Raw genomic sequence first — 26356 nt, 5'->3', positions numbered from 1 at the left:
CGTTGAAAACAAAGGCGCCTTCAGCCGATGGCGCAGGAAACGCCCGTGCCGCGAAGGCCGCAATAGCCGCCCGGATTCTTGGCGAGATACTGCTGGTGCACGTCCTCGGCAAAGTAGAACGGACCGGTTCCGGCGATCTCCGTGGTGATGCGGTCCGTCCGGCCCGCCGCGTTCAACGCCGCCTGGTAGACGTCACGGGCGCGGCGCGCCGTTGCAAGGTCCGCCTCGTCGTCGAGATAGATCGCCGACCGGTAGGTGGTGCCGATATCGTTGCCCTGCCGCATGCCCTGGGTGGGGTCGTGCGCCTCGAAGAACACCTTCAGCAGGGCTTCGAGCGAGACCTCTTCGGGATCATAGACGACGAGCACGACTTCGGTATGGCCTGTAAGGCCCGTCGTCGTCTCGTGATAGGTCGGGTTCGGCGTGAAGCCGCCGGCATAGCCGGATGCAGTGACCCAGACACCCGGGATCTGCCAGAGCAACCGTTCTGCGCCCCAGAAGCACCCCATGCCGAGCTGCACGGTCTTGAGGCCCGCAGGATAGGGCCCCTTCAGCGGCCGTCCGTTGACGAAATGCGCGGCGGATGTGGGAATGGGCTCGTTGCGGCCGGGCAAGGCTGCCTCGGGCGCGGGCATGACGGTCTTCTTGTTGAACATGTCGATCAGGAACATCGTGGCCTCCTGGCCGCAATTGCGTGAAATGGAGCGTCAGGCCGCAAAACGGCCTGCAACGGGCGAACGCTTGTAGGCGATCAGCCAGAAGAACAGCGAGACGGCGAGCAGCACGGCGAAGGCCGGCTGGGAGAGCACCCACATGGCCGTCGGATCCCAGGCGTAGGGATGGAAGTTGCGCATGATGCCGTCAGCGACCAGCGCGATCGTGTCAGGGCTTGCCGTGCTCCACGCGACGGCCAGCGGCGTCAGCACGGGTTCGGACGCGGAAACCGACTGGATCGCGTCGATCGTGCCCGCCATGACCGCGATGACGAGGGCTATGAGACTGATCGCTCTCAGGATGAATCTTACCATCGCACCCTCCTGGTGGCGCTTGCGCGAGCCGGTTTTTGCCTCGCTTGTTTCCTGCCTATAGATAGGAAGACGGGCCATCTTGCGCAATCCTTCACCGCAATGCGGGATATCCTTCAAAAATCTGTCAGAAAGCGGTTGATCCCGCGCCAAACCTCGGTATATATCGCGCCGTCTCGCCGGATTGGAAACAGGAAAGCGAACCGCGCCGGGCTAACCTCCGGCAGCGAGCGGATGGACAGGTGGCCGAGTGGTTGAAGGCGCACGCCTGGAACGCGTGTATAGGGGAAACTCTATCGAGGGTTCGAATCCCTCTCTGTCCGCCATCTCCATTTCATCCTCTCAGTTCGTGCGACAAGCAGCGTCGAAAACAGCCGGTGGCTCCGCCTCATGCGGGCAGACGGGCCGAAACGCACTTGCAAGGCATGCTATTGTTGCCTAATGCCAGTCGAGCCCGGCGTTTCAGGCGGCGGATCCAGTCTTACACGCCTATTTCGGACGGTTTTTCATGGTCAATATCACGGTTGCCGGCATCGGATATGTCGGTCTGTCCAATGCCGTGCTTCTCGCCCAGCACAACGACGTCATCGCCTACGACATCTGGCAGGAACGGGTCGCAGCGCTCAACGCGCGCATCTCGCCGATCGTCGACGCGGAGATCGAGGACTACCTGCGCTCGAAGCCCTTGCGGCTGAAGGCGACGACGGACAAGGCGGAAGCCTTTGCAAATGCCGACTTCGTCGTCATCGCGACGCCGACCAACTACGATCCCGAGACCCATCGCTGCGATACGGGTAGCGTCGAGGCGGTCATCGAGGACGTCAGGCAGGTCAACAAGCGCGCCACGATCGTCATCAAGTCGACGATCCCCTTCGGCTATACGCAGTCGGTGCGCGTAGAGCGGCAGGACGAGCGCATCGTCTTCTCGCCGGAATTCCTGCGCGAGGGCAAGGCGCTCTACGACAACCTGCATCCTTCGCGCATCGTCATGGGCGCGGATACGCCCGAGGCCCGCCAGTTCGCGGACCTGTTGCGGCAGGGCGCCGTGAAGAAGGACATTCCCGTGCTGTTCACCGGCCCGGGCGAAGCGGAGGCGATCAAGCTCTTCGCCAACACCTATCTTGCCATGCGCGTCGCCTATTTCAACGAACTCGACACCTACGCCATGACGCACGGCATCGACACGCGCCAGATCCTCGAGGGCGTCGGCCTCGATCCGCGCATCGGCGGCCACTACAACAATCCCTCCTTCGGCTACGGCGGCTATTGCCTGCCGAAGGATACCAAGCAGCTGCTCGCCAATTTCGGCGACGTGCCGCAGAACCTCATCGGCGCCATCGTCGAGGCCAATGCGACGCGCAAGGACTTCCTCGCCGCCGATATCATCGCGCGCGACCCGAAGGTCGTCGGCGTCTATCGCCTCGCCATGAAGAAGGGTTCTGACAATTTCCGCGAATCCTCGATCCAGGACGTCATGAAGCGCGTTGCGGCGAAGGGCATTGCCCTCATCGTCTATGAGCCGGACTTCGCGGAGGACAGCTTCGACGGCGCGGAAATCGTCCGCGACCTCGACGCCTTCAAGCGCCGGGCCGACGTCATCATCGCCAACCGCCTCTCGGAAAACCTCGACGACGTCGCCGGCAAAGTCTACACGCGCGACGTCTTCGGCCGGGACTGATCAGGCAAGCCAGCCGGGCAGGCGCGGCGGCACGCGGCCGGTCAGTGCCGCCTCGATACAGTCGGCAAGATTGCCGAAGCGCACGGTGCGGCCGGAAAGGCCCGGACCGTAGTGGGCGTATTTGCCGGAATTGGTGATCAGCGTGCGGGTCTTCGGCGGGAAGACGGGTTCGGAGATCGAGCACCAGCACAGATCCGGCAGGACCTGCACGCCGCTTGCCCTGAGCCGCGCCAGCACGTCGCCCGCCTGCATCATGACATCCCGCCCGGCCGTGACGATCACGGCCACGTCCGCGTGCTTCTGCCGATCACCGAGCGCATCGGCGAAGGCACGGCATTCCGAAAGCGAGGCATGCGGGCTGCCGATGGCGACAAGCTCGACCTCTTCCGGCCCGTCGTTGAACATTCTCCAGACCTCGATCATGTCGGCCCGGGTGATGGTCGCACGGTCTGCATCCGGTCCTGCCGCATCGTCCGCCTCGGGCGTCACGCCCTCGATATGCAGCATCGGCGCCGCCGAGGTGGTGCCGAAGGCGGCGCAGAGGGCCTTCAGGTCGTCCCGCGTCGGCTTTGCGGCCGCAAGGCCGCGCAAAAGCGGGATGCGGTCGGGCGCGGCGCGCCCGGCGAGATAGCCGACGAGCGGCCAGAAGGCGTCGTCCACATTGTCCGGCAGGTCGACGTCGATGACGCGGCGCGCCTTGCGCTGCGCATCGAGATAGACGCCGGAGAGCGGCGCGCGGCCGGTCAGCGCGATGCAGAGGTCGAGGAAATCCGGATGTTTCGCCGTGCGCGCGCCGAGCACGGTATTGGCGAAGATCACGGCATTGGATTCCGCCCAGGCGATGGCTTCGCCGGTTTTCGGCGCGCTATCGAGGAGGTACGGCGAACAAGTGAAGGTCGGGCGGCAGCCCATCCGGACATAGGCGTCGGCAAGACGGGCGGCCGGATCGCCGAAATCGCGCGGCACGCCCTGCTTCTCCCAGTTGGCCCGGTCGACGGAAATGGCGTTCATCGTGGTCGGCACGCGCACCTTCGCGCCCATATCGGCCATCTTTTCCGCAAAGGTGAGGTTGGCGGGGCTGGCATAGATGCAGCCGTCGATATGGCCCTGCACCACGTCGGTAAGCTTCGACGCACCCTGCTGCGCCGCCATGGCCGCGGTGATGCGCATGGCAAGCTGCACGGCGACACCGTCACGGCCCTCCAGCATGGCGCGGTCGTCGCCAGTGAGATCGAGGGCAGCGGTTGCAGGCGGAGCAACGGGGATCACGAGACCATCGGCCTCGATGGCCGCCTCGCCTATACGCGCCGTTTTGGCACGACAGAGCGCGGCGAAGGCATCGCGCGAGAGGCGCAGCACCGGCAGCGACTTGCCGAACATTTCCGCCGCGATCAGCGCACCGAGCGTCAGCACGTCCTCCGCCTCGCTGAAGATCAGCGCGGCGGGCGCGCGGCCCGTCAAGGCAAGGTCGAGCAGCACGCCAGAGCCGGTGCACGAACCACGGCTCGACGGCATCATCAGGATGCCGCCGGTGATCGTGACGCCATGCAGCGGGTGGTGCACGTCGATGACCCGGCCGGTCGCCGGATCGACGCCGCCCCAGAAGCTCAGCGCTTCGCCAGCGGCGATGATCGGACCGGAGGCTGTTCCGGAAAGAATGCTGCGGGCGGAGAGATCGGCCATGGAGCGGTTCCTGTCGCTAGAAGCGTTGTGGCGAGAACGAGGCTATGTCGATCGCCGCCCTGCTATCGGTGAGGAGATCGGCGACGAGGCGCGCGGTGCCGGCCGACTGGGTAAGGCCGAGATGACCGTGGCCGAAGGCATAGACGATATCAGGCGTCGCTCGGGAGCGGCCGATGGCCGGCAGGCTGTCCGGCAGCGACGGGCGGAACCCCATCCACTGCGCGCCGCCAGCGGGCTTCAAGCCCGGCAGGAAGCTGCGGGCCTTTTCCAGCATGGCCTGCGACCGCTTGAAATTCGGCGGCAGCTTCAACCCGCCGAGTTCCACCGCACCGCCAACGCGGATGCCAGTGGAAAGGCGCGAGACGACGAAGCCGTGACCGCCGAAGGTGACCTGCATGCGCAGGTCGAAGGCATCCAGCGGCAGCGTCGTGTTGTAGCCACGCTCGGTTTCGAGCGGAATGGCTTCGCCGAGCGTGCGCGCGAGGCGGTGGGAGAACGCACCGGCGGCAAGCACGACCTTTTGCGCGCGCAGCGTCCGCCCATCCGCCGTCCAGATCTCCACGCCTCCCTCGACGGGGTGCAGGCTGGAGGCCTCGGCACGCTCGATCACGCCGCCTCTGGCGCGGAAATGATCGGCAAGCGCCAGCGTGTAGAGCTTCGGATCGGCGATGGAATACCAGCCGGGAGTGAAGGTGCCATGCGTGAAGCGCGGCGCAAGGCCGGGCTGGATTTCCGCCATGGCGGCCGCATCCATGTGGCGGAACTCGATGCCGTGTTCTTCCCGTACCTTCCAGCCGGGCAGCGAGGCGTCGAGCTCGGCCTGACTCTCATAGACCTGGAGATTGCCGTCCTTGCGCAGCATCGCGGCCGTGCCGGTCTGATCGAGGAACGGCTCCAGCTCGGCCCTGGAAAGATCCATCAGCGCGGTCTGCGCGGCGGTGGAATGGGCGACACGGCCTGCCGAGCAGGCGCGCCAGAAGCGGAACATCCACGGCGCGATCTGCAAGGCATAGGACGGCGGCACGGAGAGCGGCCCGAGCGGATCGAGCAGCCATTTCGGCGCCTTCCTGAGAATGCCGGGCGAGGCGAGCGGCAGGATGTCGGTGAAGGCGAAGGCGCCCGCATTGCCGGCGGACGCACCGGCGGCAGGCTCCTCGCGTTCGAGGACGGTGACGGCAAGGCCGCGCGCCTGCGCGGCGATCGCCGCGGACAGGCCGACCACGCCGGCGCCGATGACGACGACGCCGGGTTCGATTCCAGTCTTCATGATGGCCTCAGTGGGTCGCGGCGAGGAACGCCTGAAGGTCGGGATCCTTCGGCGCGCCGAACAGCGCTTCCGGCGGGGCGATCTCGGCCATCACACCCTTGTGGAAGAAGGCGACGCGGTCGGAAACCTCGCGAGCGAACTTCATTTCATGCGTGACGCAGATCATCGTCATGCCTTCGGAAGCCAGCATGCGCAGCGTGTCGAGCACTTCGCCGACGAGCTGCGGGTCGAGCGCCGAGGTCACTTCGTCGAACAGCATGTAAGCCGGCGACATGGCGAGCGCGCGGGCAATCGCCATACGCTGCTGCTGGCCGCCCGACATGCGGTTCGGATAGACCTTCAGCTTGTCGCCGAGGCCGACATGGGTGAGCTGCTTGACGGCCATCGCCTCGGCTTCGGCCTTGGACTGGCCCAGCACCTTGAGCGGCGCCAGCATGACATTTTCCAGAACCGTCAGATGCGGGAAGGCATTGAACTGCTGGAAGACGATGCCGAGCTTGCGGCGCAGCTTGTTGAGGTCCGTGCCCTTGGCGTGGACGTCGGTGCCGTCGACGACGATGCGGCCGGCGTCGATAGTCTCCAGGCCGTTGATGCAGGTGAGCAGCGTCGACTTGCCCGAGCCCGAGCCGCCGATGATGGTCAGCACCTCGCCTTTTTCGACGGTGAGGTTGATCCCCTTGAGGACTTCGAGCGAGCCGAAGGATTTGCGGACGTTTTCGATCTCAATCATTGGACCACCGTCTTTCGAGATAACCGCCGAGCCGGGCGATGGGGAAGCTGATGATGAAGTAGATGGCGCCGCAGATCAGCAGGATGAACAGCGGTTCCTGCAGGCGCGTGACGAGGATCTGCGAGGCGCGCAGGAGCTCGATCAGGCCGAGCCAGAGCACGAGGGCCGAATCCTTCATGACGCCGAGCGTCAGGCCGATCCATGCCGGCAGCGAGACGCGGGTGGCGAGCGGCGCCACGATGTAGCGCATGTCCTGCCACCAGGTCAGCCCGAGCGAGCGGGCCGCCCGGCGCGTTGTGGCCGGCACGGCGGAAATGCCGCCGCGCACGATCTCGGTGCAATAGGCAGCGGTATAGAGCGACAGCACCACGCAGGACGTGGTGAAGGGCGCCCAGCCGAGCTTCATGATCGATTGCAGCGCATTGCCGAGCACGAGCTGGATGAGCAGCGGCACGGAGCGGAAGATATCGAGCAGGAAGGTGATCGGCATCGACCAGTAGGGGCCGAGCTGGTTGCGCACGACGCCGAAGAAGACGCCGAGCACGGTGCCCGCCAGCACGGAGACGGCGGTGACGGCGAGCGTCATCGCGGCGCCTTGCGCAAGGAAGCCGAGATCGGCCCAGGTGAGAGCGGTATCGAACATGGCTTACCCCTCTCAGTAGCGGAACATGCGCGCGGCGGCGAGCCGGGCGGCGAGCGTCACGGCCTTGGCGATCAGGTAGTAGATCACCGCCGCAAGCGCGAAGAATTCGAAGGTACGGAAAGACACCGCGTTCAAGGCCTGCGTGACGCCCGCAAGATCCGTGTTCATGCCGACGGTGACGCCGAGTGACGTCATCAGGATCGCCCAGACCATCTGGTTGGTGGCCGGCAGGAAGGCGATGCGCAGCATCTGCGGCATGACGATGTAGCGGAAGGCCTGCAGCGGCGTCATGCCGAGCGAGCGGCCGGCGCGGGTCTGCGTCTCCGGGATCGCCTTCAGCGCGCCGCGGAAGTTCTCCGCGAGATAGCCGGCATTGTTGAAGGCGATACCGACGAGCAGCGCCGTGAAGGGGCTGAGGTGGATGCCGAAATTGCCGAGGCCGAAATGGGCCATGTAGATCTGGAAGAGGGCCGGCGTGTTGCGCGCGACCTCGACCCAGGCCGTGGCGAAGCCGTTCAGGACGCGGTTGCCGGACAGCCGGAAGAGCGTCAGCGCCAGGGCGACGACGAGGCCGATGGCCATGGAAAGCAGCGCAATCTGCAGCGTGACCAGCGCTCCGTCGAGCATCTGGGGCAACGCCTTCAGCGCCTGGTTCCAGTGGAAGGTGTAGTTGAACATGCCGTCTCACCTTTTGGAAACGAGGAACGGCGCGAGACAATCGTCCCGCGCCGTCAGTGTCAAGGTGAGATCAACGATAGACGCCGTTCACGGAAAGGTTCGCAGGCTCGCCTTCGCCGACCCACTTCTTGTAAAGCTCGGCGTAACGTCCGGTACGAACCTGCTGGTTGATGAACAGGTTGAGATAGTTGAGGAAGCCGTATTCCTCGCGGTTGGTGAAGAGCGCGACGTAGTCCGGAACCATCGGGGCCTTGTCGACGATCTTGATGCCCGGGAACTTGCCGGACTTGACGTTGGCATTGGCCACTTCGGTCGTGGAAACGGTGGCGTCCAGCTGTCCCTGGCTCAGGGCGAGGAAGACGTCGGCCTGGGTCTGGTACGGGCGGAACTCGCCTTCACCCCAGGCCTTGACCTGACCTTCCAGCCAGATTGCCTCATAGGTGCCGGCCGTGGCGCCGACGACTTTGCCCTTCATGCCTTCCCAATTGGCGAAGTCCGCCTTCTCGCTCGCAACGACCGAGTTTTCGAAAGCATAGTAGGGGATCGAAATGCCGACGGTCTTGGCGCGTTCCAGCGTGTCGGAGGTCGAGGCGACGCCGACATCGACGCGGCCGGACATCAGGGCCGGGATACGCTCGGGGAACGGCGTCTCGACAATCTCCGCGGTGACGCCGAGCGCCTTGGCGAGATCGTTGCAGTAGTCGACGTCGAAGCCGATCGGGTTGTTGTTCTCGTCGCGCGAACCCATCGGCGGGAAGTCGAGGACGACGGCGCAACGCAGCGTGCCAGACGAAATGATGTCGTCCAGCTTGTCGGCCTTGGCCGGGCTGGTCAGAGCGGTGGCGGCCACGAGGCCGAAGGCGAGGACCGAGATCTTCTTCATAACTCTCTCCCTGGATTGATCTAGCAGTTCACGCCAGCGAAGATCCTCCTGCGCCAAACGTCAACCTGCCAACAAAATACAACCAATATACAAAAAGTATATAGCCCGGGAGCATAAAAATACGGGAGCCGGGCCTCCCTTGGAAGGCCCGGCTCCGCTCTATTCAACAGACTGAATCAGTTGAGAAAATCTTCCGGCAGCAGGCCTTCCGGCATATTTTGGTAGGAAACCGGACGCAGGAATCGGCGGATCGACATCGTGCCGACGCTCGTCGCGCCGAAGTTCGTGGAGGCCGGATACGGGCCGCCGTGAACCATGGAATCGACCACTTCGACGCCCGTCGGGAAGCCGTTGACGAGCACGCGGCCGGCCTTGCGCTCAAGGATCGGGCGCAGGCGCTTGGCATTGTCGAGATCGCCGGCATCCATGTGGATGGTCGCGGTCAGCTGGCCGACGAAGCCACGGGCAAGCTCAACCATCTCATCGACCGAGCCGACGCGGACCACGAGACCGAGCGGGCCGAAGACCTCTTCGGAAAGCGCATGGTCGGCGAGGAACTTTTCGCCGGAAATCTCGAAGAGGTTCGGCAGCGCCTCGCGGCCGGCCGACTGCGTCGTGAACAGCGGCTTCACCGTATTGCGGCCTTCAAAGCGCGCCTGGCCATCGTGATAGGCCTTGGCGATACCGTCCGTCAGCATGGTCTGCGGGCCGATCTTGCCGAGCGCCTCGACGGCGGCGGCGGTGAAGCGATCCCCATCGGCCCCTTCGGCCACGATGGCGATGCCCGGATTGGTGCAGAACTGGCCGGCGCCCATGGTGAGCGAGCCAGCCCAGCCCTGACCGAGCGCTTCGGCACGAGCCTTCAGGGCTTCCGGCAGCAGGAACATCGGGTTGACCGAGCCGAGCTCGCCGAAGAACGGGATCGGCTCCGGACGGGCGGCGCACAGGTTGAAGAGCGCACGACCGCCGGCCAGCGAGCCGGTGAAGCCGACGGCCTTGATCAGCGGATGCTGAACCACTGCTTCACCGACCTGGCGGTTGCCGCCCTGGATCAGCGAAAAGACGCCCGGATGCACACCGGTCTTGCGGATGGCGGCCTCGATGGCCTCGGCGATGATCTCGCCGGTGCCCGGATGGGCGGAATGGCCCTTCACCACGACGGGGCAACCGGCGGCAAGCGCTGCCGCCGTGTCGCCGCCGGCCGTCGAGAAGGCCAGCGGGAAGTTGGAGGCGCCGAACACGGCGACCGGGCCGATCGGCCGCTGGATCAGGCGGATTTCCTGACGCGGCGCCGGCTGGCGATCCGGCAGGGCGGCGTCGAAGCGGCGGTCAAGATAGTCGCCATTCTCGATGTGGTCGGCGAAAAGGCGCAGCTGGCCGGTGGTGCGGCCACGCTCGCCCTGAAGGCGCGCAACCGGCAGGCCGCTTTCCTGCGTGCCGATCTCTGTAATGGCCTCGGCCCGCGCCTCGATCTCGTCGGCGATAGCGCGCAGGAACGCGGCACGCTCGGCGCGGGAGGAATAACCGTAGCTGAGGAACGCCTCTTCGGCAGCCTCGGCTGCGCGGTTCACGAGAGCGACCGTACCAACGGCGAAATTATGCGACGGTCCGTGGGCTGGCGTAGAGGCGAAGGTACCCTCCCCGTCGAGCCATTCGCCGGCGACGAGGTGTTTACCGTTGGGAGTGAAAGCCATTTGACGTACCTTTCGTTGGAATGGGATTCGCCCGATATAGGCGACGGCGGTGCGAATTGCACTTATCGAAATCTTGTATACTCTATGTATGCAAATGTTCAATCGCCGACCGCACGGCGGCACCAGACTTGAAGAGACGAGAGATGACGCAAAGCACGACCTTTACGATTGCCGCCCTTCACCAGCGGGTCGAAGCGATCTTCCTAAAGGCTGGCCTGAACGCCGTGCAGGCCGGGGCCATTGCCCGCGTTATCGTCGCCGGCGAGCGGGATGCCTGCAAGTCGCACGGCGTCTACCGCATCGAAGGCGCGCTGCGCACGGTAAAGGCCGGGAAGGTCAAGCCGGATGCCGTGCCTGAGCTGGACCTCAACGAGGGCTCCGCCATCGTCAAGGTCAACGCAGACGGCGGCTTTGCCAACCCCGCCTTCGAGCTTGGCGTTCCGGCACTGGCCGACCGCGCCCGCAAGCTCGGCATTGCCGCCCTCGTCATCAACGACTGCACCCATTTCTCCGCGCTCTGGCCGGAAGTGGAAGCCGTGACGAAGGAAGGCCTTGCCGGCCTCGTCATGTGCCCGAGCTATGCGACGGTCGCGCCGACCGGCGGCAACAAGCCGCTGCTTGGCACCAACCCCTTCGCCTTCGGCTGGCCGCGCCCCAACGGGTCGCCCTATGTTTTCGATTTCGCCACCTCGGTCGCTGCGCGCGGCGAGATCGAGCTGCACCGCCGCGCCGGCAAGCAGCTGCCGGAAGGCTGGGCGATCGACGCCGAGGGCAACCCGACCACCGATCCGGAAGCCGCGCTTGACGGCGCCATGCTGCCCTTCGGCGGCCACAAGGGTTCGGCCATCGGCACGATGATCGAGCTGCTCGCCGGCATCATGATCGGCGACCTGACGAGCCCTGAAGTGCTCGACTATCTCGGCACGACGACGCTCTCGCCCTTCCATGGCGAACTCATCATCGCCATGTCGCCGGAAGCCTTCGCCGCCGGCCGGCCCGGCAATCCCTTCGCCCGCGCCGAAGTGCTGTTCGACGCCATTGTCGGCCAGGGCGCCCGCCTGCCCTCGCAGCGCCGCTTCGCCGCCCGCAAGGTCTCCGACACGGACGGCGTCACGCTGAGCGCCGCCGAGGTGGAACAGCTCGACCGCCTGCTGGAAAAGGGCCTCGACGCGATCTCCTGATCGTGTCTTCCTATTTGTCAGCCGACAAAAAAAGGCCCTCCTTGCGGAGGGCCTTTCGCATTGGGGAAAGCCTGAAGCTTACGCCTTGTACTTCTCTACGGCGCCCGGCAGCTTGCTCCATTCGGCGTACCAGGTGTCGAACAGCTTGAGCTGGGCTTCGACATAGCCGCGCTGGCTGTCGGAGAGCGCATCGCTCTCGTTGAAGTGCAGCGTGTATTCCTTGTCGCCCTTCAGCACCATCATGTGCTTGAAGTAGAGGACGAGGTCCGGGCCTTCATCGAAGGAGGAGAGCACGGCGAGCGCCGATTCCAGCTCCAGTGCGCGCTGGCGGGCATCCGGATCGCCGGCAGCAGCCGCCTTTGCCAGATTGCACATGTGCAGCACTTCCTTCGGCAGGACGCAGCCGATGCCGGTGATGGCGCCGGACGCGCCGCAATCGACGAAGCCGGTGAAGACGCAGGTATCGACGCCGATCATCAGCAGAACGTCGTCATCGCGGCTGGTGATGTGCTCGGCTGCGTAACGCATGTCTGCGCCGCCGCCGAATTCCTTGAAGCCGATCAGGTTCGGATGTTCCTCGCGCAGCGCGAAGAAGAGGTCCGCACGGGTTGCGAAGCCGTAATAGGGGCTGTTGTAGATGACAGCCGGCAGATCCGGAGCCGCGGCCAGAACCGCCTTGAAGTGGTCCTTCTGGGCGGAAACGATCGTGGCGCGCGACAGAAGACGCGGGATCACCATCAGGCCATGGGCGCCGACCTTCTGGGCGTGGGCGGCGTGGGCGACGGCGGACGCCGTGCTGACGGCACCGGTGCCGACGACGACCGGAACGCCGGCCTTCACCAGGCGCTCGACGCCTTCCATGCGCTGGGCATCGGTGAGCAGCGGCCAGTCACCCATCGAGCCGCAATAGACGACGGCGGACATGCCCTTCTCGATCAGTTCCTTGCCCTTGCGCACGAGAGCGTCGAAATCGGGGGTGCGGTCGTCCTTGCAGGGGGTCATCAGAGCAGGAATGACACCGGAAAATACCTTGGCCTTCACGTCAAATCTCCTTTTTTGCCGTTCGGTCGGGAACGGCCGGCAATAACGCATGGCCTCCCCTCTCTCGATGGTAGATATAGCACTCTGTATTTTATTTGTCGACAAGAAAAATACAAGAACTCAGAGCGGAATGTCCAGGCGGTCGTTGCGGCTGAAAAGCTTCTGGACCTGCGCGACGATCTGCTCGGCATGCGCCTTGCCGAGGCGGTCGGCCTCCTCGATGTCGCGCGCCTCGATGGCCGCGATGATCGCCGCATGTTCGTCCACGAAGAGCTGCGGGAACTGCTCCTCATAGGACTGGTAGTAAAGGCGCAGGATACGCCGCGCCTCGTCGAGCAGCCGGCGGAACAAGCCGGTGAAATAGGGATTGCGGCCAGCTTCGGCGATGGCGGCGTGGAAGGCGGCATTGGTCGAGATCATGGCCAGCGTATCGCGCGCCCTGACCGCCTCGGCATAATCCTCGTGAAATCCACGGATGACGGCAAGGTCCTCCGGGCGATGGCTCTGCGCCGCGAGCCGCGTCGTCACGCGGTACATCAGCACGAGGGCATCGAAGAGGGTGTTGAGGTTCAGGAAATCGATGCTCGCCACCATGGTCGAACGGTTCGGCAGGGTCTCGATCAGCCCTTCGCCGGCAAGCCGCACCAGCGCCTCGCGGATCGGCGTGCGCGACATCTTGAACCGCTCGGCAAGCTGCACCTCGTCGATCGGGCTGCCGGGTGCGAGCTGCAGGTCGAGAATCTCGTCGCGCAGCAGGTCGTAGACCATTTTTACGCCGGAGCCGCGCTTGCGCTCGGGCAGGGAGCTGGAAACGGTTTTGGTCATCGAAAATCCTTTTGTCGACAAAAGAAATACAACTGTCTGCCCGCGCTATCAATCGCTTAAAATGGGCATTTTGACGAAAGCGTCGTCAAGCCATCAAAGGAACGGATGGAAAAGAAAGGGCGGGAAAACCCGCCCGTTTTACGCCCGCTGCTCCCGAAGGAACGTCATCAGCGATTTTCCCGCGTCGAGGATATGATCGCGCGTCAGTTGCGAGGCAAGATCGGCATCGCCCTTCTGGCAGGCGGCAAGGATCGCCTCGTGCTCGCGGCCGGCCCGCGACACGCCATTGGTGAAGGTGAGCTGGGCGCGCAGATAGCGATCGATGCGATCGAGCGAGGAGCGCACATTCTGCAGATAGTAGGGGCGGCGCGAAGCCTCGTAGAGGCTGTAATGGAAATTCCGGTTGATCTCGCCCCACCGATGCGGATCGGTCTCGTGGTCGAATGCGCTGCAGTAGAGCCGCGCCCGCTCCAGCACCTCCCCGTCGAGATTGGGCACCGCAAGGCGGATGACCTCGGCCTCGATCAACGCGCGAAACTCGAAGATCTCCTCGATTTCCTCGATGGAGAGGCCGGCGACAACCGCCCCCTTGTAGCGCTGGGTGGTGATGAGGCCATGTTGCTCCAGCCGGGAGAGCGCCTCGCGCACGGGGATGCGGCTGGTGTTGAACATCTGCGCGATTTCTTCCTGCCGAAGGCTCTCGCCCACGGCAAGCTCGCCTTCGATGATCGCCTTGCGCAGGGCCTCATAGACGATGTCGGCCGCCGAAGCGGCTTGCCTGACATCGACGGCTGCAAATTTCATCACATGAACCCCGGTGAATGGAGAAATCGGTCATAGGTCGAATCCGGCGACCGGGCAACAAACGCACCTGGAGGCCGATGCACGAAACATGATTGTATATTGGATCCAATTTTTCTATGAAAGAACGACCGCGCCGCCGGCATGCCCGCCAAGGCGCTTAGACAGCCTGAAATCGGAGAGAAAACCATGCGCAGCAGCAAGGTCATCCATATCGTCTCCTGCCACGCCGAGGGCGAGGTGGGCGACGTCATCGTCGGCGGCGTTGCCCCGCCCCCCGGCAAGACGCTGTGGGAGCAGCGCAACTTCATCGCCGAGGACAAGACGCTGCGCAACTTCGTGCTGAACGAACCGCGCGGCGGGGTCTTCCGCCATATCAACCTGCTCGTCCCGCCGAAGGACCCGCGCGCCACGATGGGCTTCATCATCATGGAGCCGGAAGATACGCCGCCGATGTCCGGCTCCAACTCGATCTGCGTCTCCACCGTGCTGCTCGACAGCGGCATCGTGCCGATGGTCGAGCCGGAGACCCATATGGTGCTGGAAGCGCCGGGCGGGCTGGTCAATGTCGTCGCCGCCTGCCGCAACGGCAAGGCCGAGCGCATCACCGTTACCAACGTGCCCTCCTTCGCCGATAAGCTGGATGCGAAGCTGGAAGTGGAGGGCCTTGGCACCCTCACCGTCGATACGGCCTATGGCGGCGACAGCTTCGTCCTTGCCGATGCCCGCGCGCTCGGCTTTGCCGTGAGCCCGGACGAGGCCCGCGAGCTTGCCGAAACCGGCATCCGCATCACGAAGGCGGCCAACGAGCAGCTCGGCTTCACCCACCCGGAAAACCCGGAATGGAACCACATCTCCTTCTGCCAGCTGACGCTGCCGGTCGAGGAGCGCGACGGAGCGCTGCATGGCCGCAACACGGTCGTCATCCAGCCGGCGAAGCTCGACCGCTCGCCGACCGGCACCGGATGCTCGGCCCGCATGGCAGTGCTGCATGCGCGCGGCCAGATCAGGATCGGCCAGTCCTTCTCGGGCTATTCGATCCTCGATTCGCGCTTCGACTGCCGCATTCTCGGTGAAACCACTGTCGGCGGCCGGCCGGCCATCGTGCCGGAAATTTCCGGCCGCGCCTGGATCACCGGCACGAGCCAGGTCATGCTCGACCCGGACGATCCGTGGCCGGCCGGCTACCGCCTCGCCGATACCTGGCCGCGCAAGCAGTAAGCTTCCTGCCCGCCGGCCGGTGGCGCTCACATGCGACCGGCCGGAAATGCCTTTGACCTTTCGTCGAAAGCACGATATTCACCAAGTCATCAGATGACTTGGTGAATATCCATGCACTCCCTCAGCAAGACCAATCTCGCCGACACCGCGGTCGAGGCGATCCGGACAGAAATTCTCGAGCGACGCTGGGCGATCGGCGACAAGCTGCCGAACGAGGCTGCGCTGTCGGCCATGCTAAGCGTCAGCCGCGGCACGGTGCGCGAGGCGGTGCGCGTCCTCGTCTCGCAGGGCTATCTCGAAACCCGCCAGGGCTCCGGCACCTATGTGCTCTCGACTGCCGATACGACACGCCCGCTCACCATGGCGCGTCGTGCGGGCCTGCGCGACCAGTTCGAGGCGCGCATGGCGCTCGATGTCCAGGCCGCGCGGCTGGCGGCGCTGCGCCGGACGCCGGGCGTGATCGCCGGGCTGCGCGTGCTTCTGGCCGAGCGCGGCAACCACGAAGGTGGCGACAAGGCAGACTTCATCGTCCGTGACCTCGCCTTTCATCAGGCAGTGATAGCCGCCTCAAGCAACGCCGTGTTGATCGGCATGTACGATTTCTTCTCGTCGCTGATTGCCGAAACTATCGAGGCGAGCCTGCACGAAGACCTGCCGGAACCCGACATGCCGGCCCATGCCGCCATCGTCGACGCCATCGAAAGCGGCGATCCCGACGCGGCCGATGCCGCCGTGCGCCGCTTCATGGCGCCCGTCCTTTCAGCCCTTGATCGATTGCTTCTCTCATGAGCCACCCTGCCCAGACCAGTCCCGCCGCCATCGACCTGATCGATGCCGAAGCCGACAGCGTGCCCGCACCCGAGCCGCATCGGCCGCCCACACCCGTGGCGCGCTTCCTGCTCGGGGCCAGCCTCGTGCTGATCGCCTTCAACCTGCGCCCCGTCTTTTCCAGCGCCTCGGCGCTGCTGCCGGAAATCCGGAGCGTGCTTGGCCTCTCGGCGACCGGCGCCAGTCTTCTGACGACCCTGCCCGTCGTCTGCCTCGGCCTGTTCTCGCCGCTCGCGCCGCGCCTTGCGCAACGGATCGGCACGGAGCGCACGCTGCTCGCCGTCATCTTCCTGCTGGCGCTCGGAACCGCCATGCGCGGCCTTTCCTCCGTTCCGATGCTGTTTCTGGGCACCGCGCTGGCCGGCGCCTGCATCGCCGTCGGCAATGTGCTGCTGCCCGGTCTCGTCAAGCGCGACTTCCCGGACAGGGCCGCGCTGATGACCGGCTGCTATACGATGGCGCTCTGCGCGGGCGCGGCAAGCGCCGCCGGCCTGACGTTGCCGATCGAGCATGCGTTCGGCGGCTCGCTCGACGGCGCGCTGGCGATCTGGGCGCTCCCCGCGCTCCTCGTCGCGCTGCTCTGGCTGCCGCAGGTTCTGGCCACCCGTTCGCAGGCCAAGCGCACCGGCTTTCGCGTCGAAGGCCTCTGGCGCGACCGGCTCGCCTGGCAGGTCACGCTTTTCATGGGCCTGCAATCGGCGCTCGCCTATTGCGTCTTCGGCTGGCTGGTGCCGATCCTGCGCGAACGCGGGCTCGACGGCGTCACGGCAGGCGCCATCGTCTCGGTCTCGGTGATGGTGCAGGCCGCCGCCTGCCTTGTCGCACCGCATATTGCCGTGCGCGGCAGGGACCAGCGGCTGATCAATGTCGTGCTTTGCGGCTTCGCCGTCGTCGCCCTTCTCGGCCTGCTGTTCGCGCCGCTCTCCACGGTCTGGATCTGGGCCGTCCTGCAGGGCATCGGCCAGGGCGGGCTGATCGCAGTGGCGATGACGGTCATCGTGCTGCGGACCCGTGATCCGCATGTGGCGGCGCATCTTTCCGGCATGGCGCAATGCGTCGGCTACCTGCTTGCCGCCATCGGACCGCTGGTTGTCGGCCTTATCCGCAGCTGGACGGGCAGTTTCGCCTGGAGCGCCGTGCTCTTCGTGCTGCTGGGCCTTGGCGCGGCGGTCAACGGCTGGTTCGCCGGCCGGGCGCTCTACGTCAATGCGCGCACGGTGGAAACGTCCGCCTGAGGACGGATGATGTCAGCCTCCGTGACGATCAGGTCCATCGGGACATCGTGCGCCTGCGGATAGATCGTCGCCAGCCGCGCCGCGCTGTAGCCGAGGCCGATGACGCGCGGCCTTGCCGGCATGGCGGCGAGCGTCCGGTCGAAGAAGCCGCCGCCATAGCCGAGCCGGTAGCAGGACGGATCGTAGCCGACGACGGGGGCAAGCACGATATCGGGCTGGCACGGACGCTGCTCGGCCGGTATCGGAATGTTCCAGACCCCGCGCGACAGCGCTTCACCCTCCCTCCAGAGATGGAATTCCAGCGGCCGCCCCTTTTCAACCACCACAGGCAGCGCCGTGTGCCCGCCGCGGTCGGCGACCTGCTTCAGGAGCGGGCGCAGATCCGGCTCGCCGCGAAACGGCCAATAGGCGCTGACGATGCGGCCTGCGACATCGCCGATCTCCGCAAGCGCCCCGGCCGCGATCGCCTCGCCCTGGGCGGCGCGCAGCTCGGCCGGCACCGCCAGACGCGCCGCGATCAGCCGCTCCCGTTCGTTCTTGCGCCAGCGGCTGACATCCGTCCAGGCCTGCAGGTCGAGCGGACCCGGCAGGCCGGAATAGGCAGGATCGACCTCATGCAGGAAACAGGCCGGCGAGGAAAAGCTGGCGGGGGTATCGTCGTCGGCCATCGCTGCTCTCCCTGATCGTCCTCAACACGCCGAAAGGCCGGTTTCGAGCCCGGCCGCAAGATCGTCGATATGTTCGAGCCCGACGGACAGCCGAAGCAACCCGTCGCCGATGCCGGCCCTTGCCCGGGCCTCCGCGCCCATATCGACATGGGTCATCGTCGCCGGATGGGCCACGAGGCTTTCGACGCCGCCGAGCGATTCGGCCAGCGTGAACCCGCGCACCGCCCGCACGAAGCGTCGCACCGCAGGCACGCCGCCGGCAAGCTCGAAGCTCATCATCGCACCGAACCCCTGCTGCTGCCGTCCGGCAAGGGCATGGTCCGGATGGTCTGCAAGGCCCGGATAGTGAACGCGCACGACCGCCGGATGGGCGACAAGCCGCTCGGCAATCGCCATCGCATTCCTCTCCTGCGCCGCCATGCGGGCAAACAGCGTTCTGAGCCCCCTGAGCGTCAGCCAGGAATCGAAGGGGGCGGCAATCGCGCCCGTGACATTGGCCCAGCGCTTCAGCTCGAGCGCCTCCCCGGCATCGGCGGCGATCACCGCGCCGGCAATCACGTCCGAATGGCCGTTGAGGAATTTCGTCGTCGAATGCAGCACATAGTCCGCGCCGAGCGACAGCGGCTTTTGCAGCGCCGGCGACAGGAAGGTGTTGTCCACGGCGACACGCGCCCCCGCCGCCCTGGCGAGGGTGCAAAGGGCCGCGATGTCCACGACGCGCATCAGGGGGTTGCTCGGGGTCTCGATCAGCACCAGCACCGGATGATCCCACAGCCGCGCCTTGAAGGCTTCCATGTCGGACTGGTCCACCAGCCGCAGCCGGATCTGCCCGAGCTCGGCGCGCGCCTTCAGCAGCCGCATCGTGCCGCCGTAGCAATCGTGAGGCGCCAGCACCAGGCTGCCGACGGCAAGCCGCCCGACGAGAAGATCGACCGCAGCCATGCCGCTCGGCGTCAGCACCGCCCCGGCGCCGCCCTCCAGTCTGGCGAGCGCTTCGGCCAGAAGGTCGCGCGTGGGGTTGCCGACGCGGCCGTAGTCATAGGCGCGCGGCGTATCGAAATCCGCGAATTCATAGGTGCTGGACAGATAGAGCGGCGGCACCACCGCGCCGAAGGCGGTATCGCTTGCCACCCCATGCGCCGCGGCAACGGTTTCCGGTTGAACTTCGATCGCCGTTCGCTCGGACATCGGTGCTGCTCCTCATGCTACGCGAGGAAGATGGCGGGGATGTTGATCCCTGACAAACGAATTCTATTGCTAAATGACTGCAAGATTTTTGCAGCAAATCTCTCCCCCGCAGGCGGAAGGCCTCAGGATTTTTCTGTCAGAACATCGGCCAGCACGAGGGCATGGTTGAACTCGCGGTTGCGCGAACCGTAGAGCAGCGTGACGCTTCCCGCCCTGATGCGGTCCCGCAGGACATCCACAGCCGGGTTGCCGTGCAGTTCGTCCCGATAGCGCTCCTTGAATTCCTCCCAGCGCTCCGGCCGGTGATCGAACCATTTGCGCAGTTCGGAGGTCGGCGCGAGTTCCTTCATCCACGCGTCGAAGGCGGCCTTTTCCTTCGAGACGCCGCGTGGCCAGAGCCGGTCGACGAGGATGCGTTCGCCGTCGCCCGCCTCCGGTTCGTCATAGACACGCTTGATATGCACCGCCATGCCTATCCTCCCCGATTGGCGCTCACCGTACATTCGAGATCAGAAAGCAGCCCGTCCTGCAAGCCATAGACCCATCCATGGATCGAAACGTCTCTGCCGGCCTGCCAGGCCGCCTGCAGGGTGGGCGTGCGGGCGAGGCGCTCCACCTGCGCGGCGACGGAGGCCTCGCAGAGCCGGTCGAGATCCCCGTCGCTCCACGATCCGCATTCCCGGCATTCGAAGCGCCCGTCCGCCACGTCGCGGACCGGTTGCAGCCAATGGTCGATCAAGCCGAATCGCTCGCCGCTGACGGCGGCGCGGATGCCGCCGCAGCCATAGTGCCCGCAGATGATGATGTGTTTCACGCCAAGCTGGTGCACGGCATATTCGACCACGGACAGCATGTTGAGGTCGGCCGGGTGGATGAGGTTGGCGACGTTGCGATGGACGAAGACCTCGCCCGGCTCGAGCCCGGCGATAACATTGGCCGGCACGCGGCTGTCGGAACAGCCGATCCAGAGATATTCCGGCTGCTGCAGCGTCGATAGCCGCTCGAAATAGTCGGCCTTCTCCGCCTTGCGCTCAGTGGACCAAGCCTTGTTCCTGGCGAAAAGGTCTTCGATCATGACGGGGCTCCACTTGTTGGGACAACCGAGCTATCTGCCCGCACCTGGCTTCTGTCAAATTGCCAGTCCGTCGCAGGAGCGCTTCAACCACGCCGGAACGGGTGGCTTGACTTTACTCTCGACCTCGCCTCATCATAGACACATGATGACGACGCACGCCTTTGCCCGATTTCTGAAACGGTTGTTTCCTCTCGCAGGATACTAGCCCCCGGCTTGGTCGTGTCGCGCCCCGGCCGTGGGGCAATAGCGGTTTCGTGAAATAACACGGGCCACATCGAAGCAGCGCGGCAAATTTCTCAATTTCCACTTCTGCGCGCGCCCACCGGGCCGCCGAGAACTCATGTCGTGAGGTTTCCATGACGGCCAAGACCAAGGGCAGCCGCCTGCCCGCCATCACCATCGCCCGTTCCGAATATGAACGCCTGTCAAACCTTGCCGACATGCTGGCGGAGCGCGACCCGCATTCCGCCGAGCAGCTCGCCGCGGAACTCGACCGCGCAAAGGTCGTCGATGACGCACGCATGGCCCCCGGCGTGATACGCATCGGCTCCACCGCCGAATTCCAGATCGACGACGAAGCGATGCAGACCGCCGTGCTCGTCTTCCCCGGCGATGCCGACATTTCCCGCCAGCGCATATCCGTTCTGACGCCGGTCGGCTCGGCGCTCCTCGGCCTTTCCGCCGGCCAGTCGATCGAGTGGGCCGCGCGCGATGGCCGGGTGCGGCGCATCAGCGTCGCCGCCGTCCATCACGGCGCACCGGATGCCGCCAGCGCGTCCTGAGGCCTGCCGCCGATGAAATTCCTGTCCTTTTCCCAAGCCGGGCGCATCGGAGGTTGCCTCGTCGCAGGATCGTGACCCCCTGCGCCGCACACGCGGCCAGGGGGCTTCTCCACCATGGACCCTGGATGACCCGCGATGGACGGCGGGCAGGATGGAGAATGACGATGGGACAGGATCCCGGAATGCTTACCGCGCGAGACGGCTATCTGCTGGACAAGGTGCTGCGCGAATGGCCGCCGCTGACGGAAGAATGGCAGGCGCTGCTCCAGCGAAAGCTGTCGAGCGGCCGCCTGGCTGCGGATGCCCCGACACCTCCCGACCTCGCGGCGATCGATGCGCGTGTCTCCTTCCGCTGCGCAAGCGGGCTCACCGATACCCGCACACTCTGCCTGCCGGGCACATACACGCCCGGCGGCGCCTTCCTGTCGATCACCACTTTCTATGGCCTCGCGCTTCTGGGGCTCCGGGAAGGCGAGACGATCAGCTTCGACCGGCCCGAGGGGCGGAGTGACTGGCTCGTGCTGGAAAAGGTGCATTTTCAGCCGGCAGCCGCGATCTCCTCCCAGCCGTCGGCGCGTGCGCCGTTCCGGCTGATTGCCGGCGGGCTCACCGATCGCGCCTTCACCGCGGCCAACGAAAACGGCCCCGGAGATGGTCCGGGGCCGTCGGCTGCATGACGATGAAAAGCAGGGCGGTTAGATCACGCCCTGCGCGCGCATGGCTTCGGCCACGCGGGTGAAGCCGGCGATGTTGGCGCCGAGCACATAGTTGCCCTTGAAGCCGTATTCTTCCGCCGTTTCGGCGCAGCTGTCATGGATGCCCTGCATGATCTGGCCGAGACGCTCACGCGCCTTCTCGAAGCTCCAGCTGTCGCGGCTGGCATTCTGCTGCATTTCCAGCGCGGAGGTGGCGACGCCGCCTGCATTGGCCGCCTTGCCGGGACCGAACAGCACGCCTGCGTCCTGGAAGACGCGCACGGCTTCCGGGGTCGACGGCATGTTGGCGCCCTCGGCCACCGCGATGACGCCGTTCTTGACCAGCGTGCGGGCGTCCTTGCCCGAAAGCTCGTTCTGCGTGGCGCAGGGAAGCGCCACGTCGCAGGGCACATCCCAGATCGAGCCCTTGCCGGTCGGAATGAAATGCACGCCCTTCGTCTTGATGCGGGCATATTCGGAAAGACGCGCGCGGCGCACTTCCTTCAATTCCTTGATGAGGGCAAGGTCGATACCCTCTTCGTCGACGACATAGCCGCTGCTATCCGAGCAGGCGACGATCTTTGCGCCGTAGTTGATCGCCTGTTCCATGGCGTAGACCGCCACGTTGCCTGAGCCCGAAACGGTGACGTTCTTGCCCTCGAAGCCGGTGCCCTTGCTCTTGAGCATGGCGCGCGTGAAGTAGACCGCGCCGTAGCCGGTTGCCTCCTTGCGCACCAGCGAGCCGCCGTAGCTGAGGCCCTTGCCGGTGAAGACGCCTGCCTCGAAGCGGTTGGTCAGGCGCTTGTACTGACCGAACATCCAGCCGATCTCGCGGCCGCCGACGCCCATGTCACCGGCCGGCACGTCCGTGTACTCGCCAAGATGACGGTAGAGTTCGGTCATGAAGGACTGGCAGAAGCGCATGATTTCGCCCTCGGACCGGCCCTTCGGATCGAAGTCGGAGCCGCCCTTGCCGCCGCCGATCGGCAGGCCGGTCAGCGCGTTCTTGAAGGTCTGCTCGAATCCGAGGAACTTGATGATGCCGAGATTGACCGAGGGGTGGAAGCGCAGGCCGCCCTTGTAGGGGCCGAGCGCCGAGTTGAACTGCACGCGGAAACCGCGGTTGATATGCACCTGCCCCTTGTCGTCGACCCACGGCACGCGGAAGATGATCTGGCGTTCCGGCTCGCAGATGCGCTCGATCAGCGCGTCCGTCAGATAGTCGGGATGCTTGGTGACGACGAGGCCGAGGCTTTCCAGCACCTCGCGCGCCGCCTGGTGGAATTCCGGTTCCGCCGGGTTGCGCTGCAGCACCTGGGCAAGGATCGGTTCTAGCTTCTCGTCGACAGTCGCCATGGCGGCATTCCTTTCGTCTATCGGTCTCGCGTTTTGTGGGAGGGCCGCCGGCATGACACCGGTCGGCCCGGATTAGATCGTCCGGGCATTCTCAGATACCCTGCCCGTGGCCGCCCATCAGGACGGCGGGGCCGGTCTGGGAAAGACTTTTTGCAAGCGTGGCAAGAAGATCGGTCTGGGAAATGATGCCGACGACGCGACGTGCCTCGTCGGTCACCACGACCGCATGGATGGAACCATCCGTCAGGCGCGGCAGGAGGCCGATCGCCAGCTCGGAGGGATTTGCCGTTGCCGCCTGGGAAACCGGAAGCGGCGCGGGCGGCACCGTGGCGGCCAGTTCCCTGAGGCCCACGGTTCCGACCAGCAGCCCTTCGGCATCGACCACGGGCAGCGTGCGGATATCGTGGTCGAGAAGCAGCGCGCGCGCCTCCTCGGCGGTCGCATCGGCGGTAACCGTCACCACATCGCGGGACATGATGTCGGCGCAGGTGAGTTCGCCGCGCTGGCGCAGCAATGCCTGAAGCTCGACCTGCCGCAGCAGCGTGTCGAGGTCGGCGCGGCTGATGTCGAGCGTCTCGTTCAGGCTCGCGACGGCGGCGTCGATGTCCTCGGTGTTGAAACCGACGCGAAAGGCCGCCGGCGGATCGGCCGTCTTGTGCGTGTTGACGGGCGCAACCGCCTGCCGATGCGGATATTGCCGGCCGGCGAGCCGGTGGAACAGCATGCCCACGGCCACGAGAATCATCGAGTTGATCGCGATCGGCACGAGCGGGAACCAGAAGCCGGCGCGGGTGACCGCGGCCCCGCCGATGACGGCCGTCAGCGCGGCTGCGCCCCCTGGCGGATGCAGCGAGCGGGTCAGCGACATGACGAGGATCGCCAGCGCCACGGCAAGGCCGATGGCGATCGCCGGATCCGCGACAAGCGTCGTGACCGTCACGCCGACAAAGGCCGAGATCGTGTTGCCGCCGACGATCGACCAGGGCTGCGCCAGCGGGCTGGCAGGCACCGCGAAGAGCAGCACGGCGGAGGCGCCGATGGGCGCGACGATCAGCGGGAGATGTGGATCATTGCCAAGGGCGAGACCGCAGACGAAGCCGGTAAGGCAAATACCGATCAGGGCCCCGAGGCAGCCGATGAGGCGTTCCTTGAGCGTGGCACCGGCGAGAATGGGAGTGAACAGCCGGAATTTGGACAGAATGCCCGATTTGCGGGCATCGTGTTGCGATGGGGCCACGATGATCCTGATCTTTGAAAGGCAGATGATGACTTTCAAGGCTTATGTGCCTATCGCGCCGATGACGCAAGGGCGCAAGGGCAAGATTCTGTGTTGCCACGAGGGCAGCAAAACCGGCTGCCGCAAGGCAACAAAAAAGCCCGGCTAAGCCGGGCTTTTTTGATACATCCGGAAAAATCCGGATTGGGAATTTGGTGCCCAGAAGAGGACTCGAACCTCCACACCCTTTCGAGTACCAGCACCTGAAGCTGGCGCGTCTACCAATTCCGCCATCTGGGCGACGGAGAGGCATGTAGAAGGAGCGCCGCCCTGTGTCAACAGGCTTTTTGAAGTTTTTGCAACGACTTGGCGAAAACCTCATGTCGCGCAAAATATGAGGGGTGGTTTTGCGCGACATGTGTGGAAAAGATGTTCAGCGGTTCAGCGCCCAATCGCGGATGCGCCGAAGCCCGGCATCCAGCAGCCGCGCGGTGGCGGCCTCGTCGGCCGCCTCCACATAGCAGCGCATTTCCGGCGCATTGCCCGAGGGGCGGAAATGAATGACGCTTGCATCCTCCAGCGTCACGCGCAGCCCGTCTATGTCGCTCACCTTCTGCGGTACGCCGATCGGCGCCAGGAAAGCGGAGAGCGCATCCGCGCCCGAGCGCAGTTCGGCCATAAGCGCGGCGCTGGTTTCGACCGGAAAGTTCTCCAGCCGGTCGCTTGCCGCAGCCGGCAGGGCGAAGCCGGCGGCGATCTGCGAGAGCGGCCGCTCCTCGGCCGCACGCAGCGCAAGCACGGCGAGCACCGGCATCAGGCTGTCGCGCGTCGGCAGCGGCGCAAGCGTGTGGCCGTTCACAGTGAAGGGCGTTGCCGTCAGCGTGCCGCCATTCGCCTCGAAACCGGCGACGGCTATCTCACCTGCCGCAACCGCCTCATTCATCGCCGCGATCACGAAGGGCGAGCCGACCCGGGTGCGCAGCACCGTGCCGGAGACGGCCGCCTCGATGCCCGAATTGGAAGTGACGGGCGTGGCGATCGCGCCCGCGCCAAGGAAGCGGCTGGCGATGAGGCCAACGAGATCGCCGCGGATCGGCGTGCCGGTCTCATCGGTGATGAGCGGGCGGTCGCCGTCGCCGTCGGCGGAGATGATGGCATGCAGGCCATGCTGCACGGCCCATCCCTGCAGCAGCGCCACGGTCTCCGGCGAGACCGCTTCCGTATCGACCGGGATGAAGGTCTGCGAACGGCCGAGTGCAACCACGTCCGCACCGTAATGGGCAAGCACCGAGACGAAGAGATCGCGCGCCACCGTCGAATGCTGGTAGACACCGACCCGGAGGTTCGCCAGGCAGCCTTGCGGCAGGAGCTGGCGGTTGCGCGCGCCGTAAAGCGCCATGGCCGCCTCATGGAGGTCCTCGGCCGTTTCCCGCGCAGCGTCGGGAACCGCGCCTTCGGCCCGGATCGCGTCCGCTGCGGCCGTGATTGCGGCTTCGTCCGCCTTGTCGATCTCGCCGTCCGGCCGATAGAACTTGATGCCGTTGCGGTCGGCGGGGATGTGCGAGCCCGTGACCATCAGGCCCGCTGCCTTGCGGCCAAGGCCCAGCAAGGCGAGCGCGGGCGTCGGCAGCTCGCCGCAATCGCGCGGGGTGAGGCCGGCCTTGCGCAGCGCGGCGATTGCGATGGCCGAGATGGCGGGGCTGGAGGCGCGGAAATCGCGCCCGATCAGGATCTCGTCACCCGGCCGGGCGATGCCGGCGGCCAGCAGATGGCGCGCAAAGGCGGTCGCATAAAGCGCGCTCGCCGGCCCTTCGAGATCCACCGAAAGACCCCGCAGGCCACTGGTTCCGAATTTCAGGCTCATACTATCCCCTCATGCCTCTTGCGGATCGAAAATCCGGCGATACATCCCGCCCATGGACGGTTGCGATCATGAATAAAACAAAATGCGTGAACGTAATGC

The 26356-nt window shown here is 65.4% G+C and carries 27 protein-coding genes and 2 tRNA genes; 9 read left to right on the top strand and 20 right to left on the bottom strand.

All coding sequences use genetic code 11. From position 1 onward, the window contains the following. Nucleotides 1-20: 20 nt before the first annotated feature. Together msrA and WA950_RS06100 are read right to left on the bottom strand one after the other, a co-directional pair. Complete coding sequence (msrA, locus tag WA950_RS06105; RefSeq protein WP_424550800.1) at nt 21-671, bottom strand: peptide-methionine (S)-S-oxide reductase MsrA; 651 nt, start codon at nt 669-671, stop codon at nt 21-23. Between the two features lie 36 nt (nt 672-707). Beyond that, complete coding sequence (locus WA950_RS06100; protein ID WP_424550799.1) at nt 708-1028, bottom strand: hypothetical protein; 321 nt, start codon at nt 1026-1028, stop codon at nt 708-710. A gap of 233 nt (nt 1029-1261) precedes the next feature. On the opposite strand from WA950_RS06100, the gene WA950_RS06095 reads away from it, so the two are divergent. Next, nucleotides 1262-1351: transfer RNA gene (locus WA950_RS06095), tRNA-Ser, on the top strand. A gap of 182 nt (nt 1352-1533) precedes the next feature. Next, nucleotides 1534-2703, top strand: a complete 1170-nt coding sequence (locus WA950_RS06090; RefSeq protein ID WP_424550798.1) for a nucleotide sugar dehydrogenase — start codon at nt 1534-1536, stop codon at nt 2701-2703. Here the strand turns inward: WA950_RS06090 and WA950_RS06085 are convergent, their stop codons facing one another. From WA950_RS06085 to WA950_RS06055, 7 genes are all read right to left on the bottom strand, one after another. Continuing rightward, nucleotides 2704-4386 carry an aconitase X gene (locus tag WA950_RS06085; RefSeq protein ID WP_424550797.1) on the bottom strand — a complete coding sequence of 561 codons (1683 nt, stop codon included), beginning with the start codon at nt 4384-4386 and terminating at the stop codon, nt 2704-2706. 16 nt (nt 4387-4402) lie between these two features. Continuing rightward, entirely contained in the window at nt 4403-5653 is a 1251-nt protein-coding gene (locus WA950_RS06080; protein ID WP_424550796.1) for an NAD(P)/FAD-dependent oxidoreductase, read from the bottom strand. A 7-nt stretch (nt 5654-5660) separates the two neighbouring features. Beyond that, nucleotides 5661-6383, bottom strand: a complete 723-nt coding sequence (locus WA950_RS06075; RefSeq protein WP_424550795.1) for an amino acid ABC transporter ATP-binding protein — start codon at nt 6381-6383, stop codon at nt 5661-5663. Beyond that, a complete protein-coding gene (locus tag WA950_RS06070; RefSeq protein WP_424550794.1) occupies nt 6376-7026 on the bottom strand; it encodes an amino acid ABC transporter permease in 651 nt (216 codons plus the stop codon). Before WA950_RS06070 ends, WA950_RS06075 begins: the two co-directional genes overlap by 8 nt. Before the next feature lie 12 nt (nt 7027-7038). Beyond that, nucleotides 7039-7704 carry an amino acid ABC transporter permease gene (locus WA950_RS06065; protein WP_424550793.1) on the bottom strand — a complete coding sequence of 222 codons (666 nt, stop codon included), beginning with the start codon at nt 7702-7704 and terminating at the stop codon, nt 7039-7041. Between the two features lie 70 nt (nt 7705-7774). Beyond that, a complete protein-coding gene (locus WA950_RS06060; protein ID WP_424550792.1) occupies nt 7775-8587 on the bottom strand; it encodes a transporter substrate-binding domain-containing protein in 813 nt (270 codons plus the stop codon). A 176-nt stretch (nt 8588-8763) separates the two neighbouring features. After that, a complete protein-coding gene (locus WA950_RS06055; RefSeq protein ID WP_424550791.1) occupies nt 8764-10281 on the bottom strand; it encodes an aldehyde dehydrogenase (NADP(+)) in 1518 nt (505 codons plus the stop codon). 143 nt (nt 10282-10424) lie between these two features. On the opposite strand from WA950_RS06055, the gene WA950_RS06050 reads away from it, so the two are divergent. After that, nucleotides 10425-11462: an Ldh family oxidoreductase gene (locus WA950_RS06050; RefSeq protein WP_424550790.1), complete on the top strand. Its 1038-nt coding sequence runs from the start codon at nt 10425-10427 to the stop codon at nt 11460-11462. 78 nt (nt 11463-11540) lie between these two features. Here the strand turns inward: WA950_RS06050 and WA950_RS06045 are convergent, their stop codons facing one another. The 3 genes from WA950_RS06045 to WA950_RS06035 form a co-directional block, all read right to left on the bottom strand. Beyond that, entirely contained in the window at nt 11541-12503 is a 963-nt protein-coding gene (locus tag WA950_RS06045) for a dihydrodipicolinate synthase family protein (RefSeq protein ID WP_424550789.1), read from the bottom strand. Between the two features lie 120 nt (nt 12504-12623). Then, nucleotides 12624-13328, bottom strand: a complete 705-nt coding sequence (locus WA950_RS06040) for a GntR family transcriptional regulator (RefSeq protein ID WP_424550788.1) — start codon at nt 13326-13328, stop codon at nt 12624-12626. Nucleotides 13329-13466: 138 nt separating this feature from the next. After that, complete coding sequence (locus WA950_RS06035) at nt 13467-14132, bottom strand: GntR family transcriptional regulator (RefSeq protein ID WP_424550787.1); 666 nt, start codon at nt 14130-14132, stop codon at nt 13467-13469. Between the two features lie 186 nt (nt 14133-14318). Between WA950_RS06035 and WA950_RS06030 the strand changes: the two genes are divergently transcribed. The 3 genes from WA950_RS06030 (at nt 14319) to WA950_RS06020 (ending at nt 17413) form a co-directional block, all read left to right on the top strand. Continuing rightward, nucleotides 14319-15350, top strand: a complete 1032-nt coding sequence (locus WA950_RS06030) for a trans-3-hydroxy-L-proline dehydratase (protein WP_424550786.1) — start codon at nt 14319-14321, stop codon at nt 15348-15350. Nucleotides 15351-15461: 111 nt separating this feature from the next. Continuing rightward, nucleotides 15462-16139 (top strand): FadR/GntR family transcriptional regulator, encoded by a 678-nt coding sequence (locus WA950_RS06025; protein ID WP_424550785.1) that lies wholly within the window; start codon nt 15462-15464, stop codon nt 16137-16139. Then, entirely contained in the window at nt 16136-17413 is a 1278-nt protein-coding gene (locus WA950_RS06020) for a CynX/NimT family MFS transporter (protein ID WP_424550784.1), read from the top strand. Before WA950_RS06025 ends, WA950_RS06020 begins: the two co-directional genes overlap by 4 nt. Here WA950_RS06020 and WA950_RS06015 read toward each other — a convergent pair. From WA950_RS06015 to WA950_RS06000, 4 genes are all read right to left on the bottom strand, one after another. Next, complete coding sequence (locus WA950_RS06015; protein ID WP_424550783.1) at nt 17377-18081, bottom strand: 5-formyltetrahydrofolate cyclo-ligase; 705 nt, start codon at nt 18079-18081, stop codon at nt 17377-17379. The genes WA950_RS06020 and WA950_RS06015 overlap by 37 nt on opposite strands. 21 nt (nt 18082-18102) lie before the next feature. Then, on the bottom strand, nt 18103-19269 hold the full coding sequence (metB, locus tag WA950_RS06010; RefSeq protein ID WP_424550782.1) for a cystathionine gamma-synthase: 1167 nt from the start codon (nt 19267-19269) through the stop codon (nt 18103-18105). Nucleotides 19270-19391: 122 nt separating this feature from the next. Continuing rightward, nucleotides 19392-19739, bottom strand: a complete 348-nt coding sequence (locus tag WA950_RS06005; protein ID WP_424550781.1) for a DUF488 domain-containing protein — start codon at nt 19737-19739, stop codon at nt 19392-19394. Between the two features lie 2 nt (nt 19740-19741). Beyond that, nucleotides 19742-20344: a carbonic anhydrase gene (locus WA950_RS06000; RefSeq protein WP_424550780.1), complete on the bottom strand. Its 603-nt coding sequence runs from the start codon at nt 20342-20344 to the stop codon at nt 19742-19744. 356 nt (nt 20345-20700) lie between these two features. Between WA950_RS06000 and rnk the strand changes: the two genes are divergently transcribed. Together rnk and WA950_RS05990 are read left to right on the top strand one after the other, a co-directional pair. After that, nucleotides 20701-21126: a nucleoside diphosphate kinase regulator gene (rnk, locus tag WA950_RS05995; RefSeq protein WP_424550779.1), complete on the top strand. Its 426-nt coding sequence runs from the start codon at nt 20701-20703 to the stop codon at nt 21124-21126. A 158-nt stretch (nt 21127-21284) separates the two neighbouring features. Then, nucleotides 21285-21803 (top strand): hypothetical protein, encoded by a 519-nt coding sequence (locus WA950_RS05990; protein ID WP_424550778.1) that lies wholly within the window; start codon nt 21285-21287, stop codon nt 21801-21803. Between the two features lie 18 nt (nt 21804-21821). On the opposite strand, the gene gdhA is transcribed toward WA950_RS05990, so the two are convergent. Together gdhA and WA950_RS05980 are read right to left on the bottom strand one after the other, a co-directional pair. Next, the gene (gene gdhA / locus WA950_RS05985) at nt 21822-23177 is read right to left on the bottom strand and encodes an NADP-specific glutamate dehydrogenase (RefSeq protein ID WP_424550777.1); all 1356 of its coding nucleotides are present in this window, start codon (nt 23175-23177) and stop codon (nt 21822-21824) included. A gap of 91 nt (nt 23178-23268) precedes the next feature. Further along, on the bottom strand, nt 23269-24420 hold the full coding sequence (locus tag WA950_RS05980) for an HPP family protein (RefSeq protein WP_424550990.1): 1152 nt from the start codon (nt 24418-24420) through the stop codon (nt 23269-23271). Between WA950_RS05980 and WA950_RS05975 the strand changes: the two genes are divergently transcribed. Further along, entirely contained in the window at nt 24416-24562 is a 147-nt protein-coding gene (locus tag WA950_RS05975; protein WP_424551004.1) for a hypothetical protein, read from the top strand. The genes WA950_RS05980 and WA950_RS05975 overlap by 5 nt on opposite strands. 44 nt (nt 24563-24606) lie before the next feature. Here WA950_RS05975 and WA950_RS05970 read toward each other — a convergent pair. Beyond that, nucleotides 24607-24693 (bottom strand) — tRNA-Leu (locus tag WA950_RS05970). 133 nt (nt 24694-24826) lie between these two features. Beyond that, nucleotides 24827-26257 (bottom strand): phosphomannomutase, encoded by a 1431-nt coding sequence (locus tag WA950_RS05965; RefSeq protein WP_424550776.1) that lies wholly within the window; start codon nt 26255-26257, stop codon nt 24827-24829. Nucleotides 26258-26356: the final 99 nt, after the last annotated feature.

It is taken from the genome of Shinella sp. (assembly GCF_049651085.1).
Classification (GTDB): Bacteria; Pseudomonadota; Alphaproteobacteria; order Rhizobiales; family Rhizobiaceae; genus Shinella.
The sequence above is the reverse complement of the archived record's forward strand: the minus strand, read 5'-3'. Positions and strand labels throughout refer to the sequence as shown.